5 protein-coding genes and 1 pseudogene are annotated in these 4,267 nt (G+C 66.7%); all 6 read left to right on the top strand.

Annotation, left to right across the window (positions count from 1 at the left end; genetic code table 11):
- Positions 1 to 249: pseudogene (locus tag ABID37_RS26125) on the top strand (hypothetical protein); the annotation flags it as partial.
- Between the two features lie 111 nt (positions 250 to 360).
- A complete protein-coding gene (gene ehuB, locus ABID37_RS26130) occupies positions 361 to 1,287 on the top strand; it encodes an ectoine/hydroxyectoine ABC transporter substrate-binding protein EhuB (RefSeq protein ID WP_354199883.1) in 927 nt (308 codons plus the stop codon).
- Positions 1,284 to 1,943 (top strand): amino acid ABC transporter permease, encoded by a 660-nt coding sequence (locus tag ABID37_RS26135; protein WP_354199884.1) that lies wholly within the window; start codon positions 1,284 to 1,286, stop codon positions 1,941 to 1,943. Before ehuB ends, ABID37_RS26135 begins: the two co-directional genes overlap by 4 nt.
- Positions 1,933 to 2,592: an amino acid ABC transporter permease gene (locus ABID37_RS26140; RefSeq protein WP_354199885.1), complete on the top strand. Its 660-nt coding sequence runs from the start codon at positions 1,933 to 1,935 to the stop codon at positions 2,590 to 2,592. The genes ABID37_RS26135 and ABID37_RS26140 overlap by 11 nt, the downstream gene beginning before the upstream one ends.
- Before the next feature lie 56 nt (positions 2,593 to 2,648).
- On the top strand, positions 2,649 to 3,398 hold the full coding sequence (locus ABID37_RS26145) for an amino acid ABC transporter ATP-binding protein (protein WP_354199886.1): 750 nt from the start codon (positions 2,649 to 2,651) through the stop codon (positions 3,396 to 3,398).
- A gap of 30 nt (positions 3,399 to 3,428) precedes the next feature.
- Positions 3,429 to 4,267: succinylglutamate desuccinylase/aspartoacylase family protein (locus tag ABID37_RS26150; RefSeq protein ID WP_354199887.1), on the top strand; the 839-nt coding region annotated here is incomplete at its 3' end.

The following is a 4,267-nucleotide window of genomic DNA, read 5'->3' on the forward strand; positions in this document are numbered from 1 at the left end:
CTCGGTTATTCGAAGGCGAAGGCGGCGGAGGAACGCTTCGCCGGGGAGACGGCCCGGCTCCTGGAGGAACTGGCGCGGACGCCGGCCCACTCGATGGGCGGCGTGGTGGCCAAGCTGGAGGTCCTGCTGCTGGAGAGCGAGACCGGCGATGCGCCGTCCGACTTTCCGTGGCCGCATCTGCGGTCGGTGCTGGCGGACCTGCGGCGCCTGACCGGTGCTGAGGCTTCTTTGCAGCGGGGTCCGTCGTAAGGGCATCAGGGACAGTCGCAGCCGGATCGCTGGCCGTGCAAACCGGACCTTCGCTCGCAAGGGTCCGAAGCGACCTCTGGAACAAAGTTTCACAAAAATGGGAGGAAGATCATGACGTCTCGATTGAGCCCGCGCCGGGCAATGTTGGCCAGGGGGTTGGGTGTGGTGCTGGCCAGGGGGCTGGCCATGGTGCTGGGTGTCGCTGCACTGGGGGCCGCCGGCCAGGCGGCGTTTGCCGAAACCGCGAAGGACCGCATCCTGCGCGAGGGCAGGATCGTGGTCGGCATCCACAACCGCGCCCCCTGGGGCTATCGCGACGAGGCCACGGGCGAGGCAACGGGCTGGCATCCCGACCTGCTGAAGGCGGCTTTCGCCGATCTCGGCGTGAAGGAGATCGACATCAGGGTGACCGAGTTCGGCGCCCTCATTCCCGGCCTGCTGGCGGGACGCTTCGATGTGGTGGCGTCAGGCCTGTCCATCACCCCGGAGCGGTGCAGGCAGGTCGCATTCGGCAGGCCCGACCTGAAGGAGCTGGATGCCGCACTGGTGCTGCCCGGCAACCCGAAGGACATCCACGGTTACCAGGATATCGTCGACAATCCCGACATCGTCATGGGCGCCGGGCGCGGCAGCGTGGTCGTGCGCAATGCGCTGGCGGCCGGCGTGCCGAACGAGCGCATGCTTCTGTTTCCCGACATCCAGTCGAACGTGGCCGCCCTGCGCGCCGGCCGTGTCGATGTCTCCCTGCTTTCCCTGCCGACCGTGCTCGCTCTCCTGAAGGACGGCAGCGCCCGTGACGTGGAGCGGGCGGATCCGTTCGTCATCGCCGACGAGCAGGCCAACTACGCCGCCGTGGCCTTTCGCAAGCAGGACGAGGACCTGAAGGCGCTCTATGACGAGAAATTCACGGCATTGAAGCAGGACGGAACGGTCGCCGGGCTTATGAAGAAGTACGGCTTTGCCGAGGATGCGACCGTTCCCGACACCGTCACCACCGAACTGATCTGCGGCAACGGCAAGGACGGGGCCGGCGAATGAGCATGTTCGACATCTGGTCCGGCATCCTTTCAGGATTCCGGGTCACGGCCTCCGTCACCCTTTACGGGCTGGTCTTCGCGGTTCCCTTCGGCCTTGTGTTCGGGATCGCCCAGTATCTGACGACCGGCTTTGCCCGCTTCCTCGTCACGTCCACGATCGAATTCTGGCGCAGTTCCGCGGTCGTCATCCTTCTGTTCGTCTTCTACTACGCGCTGCCCGTGGTCGGGGTCACCCTGTCCGCCATGACCGTGGGGGCCATGGTTCTGGGCCTCAACACCGCGGGCTACGCCAGCCAGGCCGTGCGGGCGGGATTGCAGGCGCTCGATCGCGGCCAGAAGGAGGCGGGACAGGCGCTCGGCCTGTCGCGCGCCGCCATCCTCCTGCTCATCGAGTTGCCGCAGGCGCTGCTGGCCATGAGCCCGACCTTCATCAACCTCGTCATCCAGCTGGTCAAGGCGACATCGCTGGTCTCGCTGATCACGCTGACCGACATGACCTTCCGGGCCAAGGAAATCGCCCAGATCGAATATGACCCGGTCCCCGTCTACCTCGCCCTGCTGCTGTCCTATTTCATGGTCTGCTATCCGATCGCCCTTCTGGGACGATGGGCGGAGCGGTGGGTGACGCCGGTCAGGGAGGCGGGTCGTGGGATTTGACGTCGGCTTTGCCCTGGCGAGCGTGCCGGCGATCCTGGGCGCCATCGGCATGACCCTGCTGGTGGCGGTCGCGAGCTCTTTCGGCGCCGCCGCCCTTGGCTTCTGCCTCGAGATCGTGCGGCGCAGGGGCGGCCTTGTCGGCTTCCTCGTGCGCTTCCTCATCGACTTCATCCGGGCGACGCCGGTGCTGGTGTGGCTCTATTGCCTGTACTTCATCCTGCCCTTCCACGGGGTGCGGCTGAGCGCGCTGACGGTCGGCATTGCCGGTCTCAGCCTCTATTACAGCGGCTATCTGGCCGAGGTCTTCAAGGCCGGCATCGACGCCATCGCCAGGGGCCAGCAGGAGGCGGCAAGGGCGCTGGGCCTCGGCCGGCTCGATACGGTCGTCTTCGTCATCGCGCCGCAGATGCTGCGCAACATCGCAGCGCCCATGGGCAACTACTTCGTCTCGATCCTCAAGGCCACGCCCTATCTGGCGGTCCTGGCCGTGCCGGAAATGCTCGGGGCGGCCTTCGACATCGCCTCCGACACCTATCGCTATGCCGAGCCGCTCACCGTGGCCGGCATCGTCTTCCTGGCGCTGGCCCTGGCCATCTCGCAGGGCGTCAGATGGCTGGAGAAGCGCCTCGCCGTTTCGACGGCGCGATGAACATCTCCCGAAGAATGGCCGCCATGAACCTTCGCTTTCAGAAAGACCCGCTTTTCATGCAAGACCCCCGGCAGACCCCGGCCGTCGAGATCGACGCGCTTCACAAATGGTACGGCACCTTCCATGTCCTGAAGGGCATCGACCTCAGGGTCGCGCACGGTTCCCGCATCGTCATCTGCGGCCCGTCCGGCTCGGGCAAGTCCACCCTGATCCGCTGCATCAACGGTCTGGAGGCATATCGGCAGGGAACCATAAGGCTGGACGGGACGAAGCTCGGAGAAGATGCCGTGCAAACCGCGCTGGCCCGCCGGCAGACCGGCATGGTGTTCCAGAACTTCAACCTGTTTCCGCATCTGAGCGTGCTTGCCAACTGCACCCTGGCCTTGCGCCGGGTGGCCGGCATGGCGCGCACCGAGGCCGAGGCCCTGGCCCGTCACTATCTCGAGAAGGTCCGCATTCCCGAGCAGGCATCCAAATATCCCGCACAACTGTCGGGGGGCCAGCAGCAGCGGGTGGCGATCGCAAGGGCGCTGTGCATGAGCCCGCGCCTGATGCTGTTCGACGAGCCGACCTCGGCGCTCGATCCCGAGATGATCCGCGAGGTGCTCGACGTCATGACCGAGCTGGCCCATGACGGCATGACCATGATCTGCGTCACCCACGAGATGGGCTTTGCCCGCGAGGTGGCCGACGCGGTCGTGTTCATGGATCGGGGCGCGATCGTGGAGCGGGCCGAGCCCGCCACCTTCTTCTCGGCGCCGAGCCATCCGCGGGCCCGCGACTTCCTCGGCACCCTGCTGCATTGACAGGAAGGCTGTATCGACATGGAGGCTGCGATGCCGGCGGGCGAAACGCGCATGTGGACGACCCTCGACCTCGAACGGGACGGCAAACAGCATGGCTTTCTCCGGCTGCCCTTCTCGAGCGACCTTTCCGCCTATGGCACAATCCCCATCCCCATCGCCTGCATCAGGAACGGGGCAGGACCGACGGCGCTGCTGGTCGCCGGCAGCCACGGGGACGAATATGAGGGCCAGATCGCGCTCGGCAAGCTGGCGCGACGGATCGAGCCGGGCGAGGTGCGCGGCCGCATCGTTGTCCTGCCTGCCCTGAATTACCCCGCCGTGGACGCCGGCCGGCGGCTGTCGCCGCTCGACGAGGGCAATCTCAACCGCCTGTTTCCGGGCAAGGCCAACGGCACGCCGACCCAGATGATCGCCCACTACGTCGTCTCGGTGCTTCTGCCCCTGTCCGATCTCGTCATCGACCTGCACTCTGGCGGAAGGTCGCTGTCCTATTATCCCTGCTGCCTGATCCGGGACGGCGGGATCGCGACTGAGACGGCGCGGCTTGTCGAGCTCATGCAAATCTTCGGCGCGCCCGTCGGCTCCATCAGCGACGGCGCAGGCGGCGGCGCCTCGACAACGCTGTCGGCGGCGGCCCAGGCCTGCGGCGTTCCCGCGCTCACGGCGGAGCTGGGCGGTGGCGGCAGCTTCTCGCCCAAAGGCGAAGCCATCGCCACCCAGGGGCTCTGCCGTGTTCTCAGGCATGTCGGCATCCTGCCGAACGCACAAACCGAACCGCCGCCGCCCGTGCGCCTGATGCGGGTCGAAGGCAGGGACGCGTTCGTCTACGCGCCCTGTCGCGGCATCTTCGAGCCCCGCGTCGAGATCGG

Source organism: Aquamicrobium terrae (assembly GCF_040545735.1).
Taxonomy (GTDB): Bacteria; Pseudomonadota; Alphaproteobacteria; order Rhizobiales; family Rhizobiaceae; genus Mesorhizobium; species Mesorhizobium terrae_A.